This window comes from Salipaludibacillus neizhouensis, assembly GCF_002886185.1.
Classification (GTDB): domain Bacteria; phylum Bacillota; class Bacilli; order Bacillales; family Salisediminibacteriaceae; genus Salipaludibacillus; species Salipaludibacillus neizhouensis.
The window spans coordinates 3,173,684-3,175,213 of sequence record NZ_KZ614146.1 but is presented as its reverse complement, the minus strand read 5'-3'; the positions used below and the strand labels follow the sequence as shown (position 1 = coordinate 3,175,213).

Here is a 1,530-nt window from a genome sequence, read left to right as displayed (position 1 = left end):
TCTGATCACCACAAAATGAAATTAGGTTCCCCCCGATAAAACGGAATACGGAGTAATTCTTTTTAAATTCAGGTACTTCATTATCGCGCGATTTTATTGCTGGTTCTCCCACCCTTAAAACTCCCTTATAGTTTATTTAGATATTGTTGCATTTCTTTTGATAATGAGTTGATTGCATTTATTTTTAGGTGGTATTTTAAATTTCCCATTTCAACTAACCTAGCTGACTTGAGAATCTTAAGGTGATGATGAACCGTTGTCTTTCCTAATTTCAACTGATTTGTAACTTCTTTTAATGACAGTTCTTTTTCGTATAACATTTTTACTATTCGAAGCCTTACTTCATCCCCAAGTGCTTTATGTTTTAGAACAAGCGAATTATTTGGTGTATATGGGTCATTGGGAGAAACACTTTCGTTTGCTATTGGATAATAAAATACTTTTGTTCCCTCTATATCCCCCTCTATATTCCATGGACGATAGATATATTGGGGAATTAATAATACATTTATTACACTTGGTTCTGGCATATAGACAATGCCACCTGTTGCCCATTCTACTAGCTCCTCTGGTGTCATCGATTTAGACATTTCTATTTTTGATTCATAATCTGTCTTCAAGATAGATAATAGTCCTTCTGCATCCTCATCATTTTTTATAACTTCTTCATGCCATCCATTCATAACCTTAACAAGGTGCTCTTTAAGTTTTTCCATGTCGACGTTACAAATAAATTCGATGTAATCTGGAAAAAATTGATTATCTTTTGTTATCTTTAACATTTTTTTTATTGCTGATTTTTCACCCATAGATGCACTTTCTCTTAATTCATTGTTGTCCTTCCCGATGTAAGGGAGACAAATATATCTCATATCGTTGGGTGGAAGTTCCTGTATGTAGGCAGTAAATTCTTTTATATCATTAAATTTCTTTTGATGGAGTAATTGCAACAATGATTTCCACGTATTTTTCTCCTCAACATAATTTAAGTGTTCTAAAAGACATTCCGATATCGAACCTTTTAGTTCTTCCCAATACATTCGTGTTTTTTCTAATGTTTTGATTAAAGGCGTATTCGTAATAGCTGCAATTCCTAATGCACATTCCCATAAAAGAGAGTATTCAAATTGAACTTTGTAGGTCTCTCTTTTTCTACTTGTAATATTAAAAACATCCATTTTTAGACCTCATTTCTATTTTGTAATCTTATTCTATAATATTAGAATAAATTATTCAATATATTTAGAATGAATTATTCGAAATATTTTGTATTAAAAACGAAGTCAATTGTTGCGCAGCATTCCTGTAGTGCGTTAATTTCGACTTTGAAAAAAATAGAGCCCCTCAGTAAGATAAGAGTATAGATACCAAACTAAAACTCAAATCTAAGGAGGAGCTCTTATATGAAGTTTAAAATGCAAGACAAACAAAATCAACTAATTGAAAGAATTTCTGATAAACATCTTGTTGTTGGTGTGGATATAGCACAGCATGTTCATGTTGCACGAGCTGTAAATTTCCGTGGTATTG

At 32.1% G+C, this 1,530-nt stretch carries 1 protein-coding gene; it reads right to left on the bottom strand.

The window, feature by feature from the left end:
* Nucleotides 1–125: 125 nt before the first annotated feature.
* Entirely contained in the window at nucleotides 126–1,178 is a 1,053-nt protein-coding gene (locus tag CEF18_RS14945; protein WP_110937195.1) for an ArsR/SmtB family transcription factor, read from the bottom strand.
* Nucleotides 1,179–1,530: the final 352 nt, after the last annotated feature.

What these genes read in the sequence shown, in the direction of transcription:
- CEF18_RS14945 (WP_110937195.1), bottom strand. Translation starts at nt 1,178, where the DNA reads ATGGATGTTTTTAATATTACAAGTAGAAAAAGAGAGACCTACAAAGTT.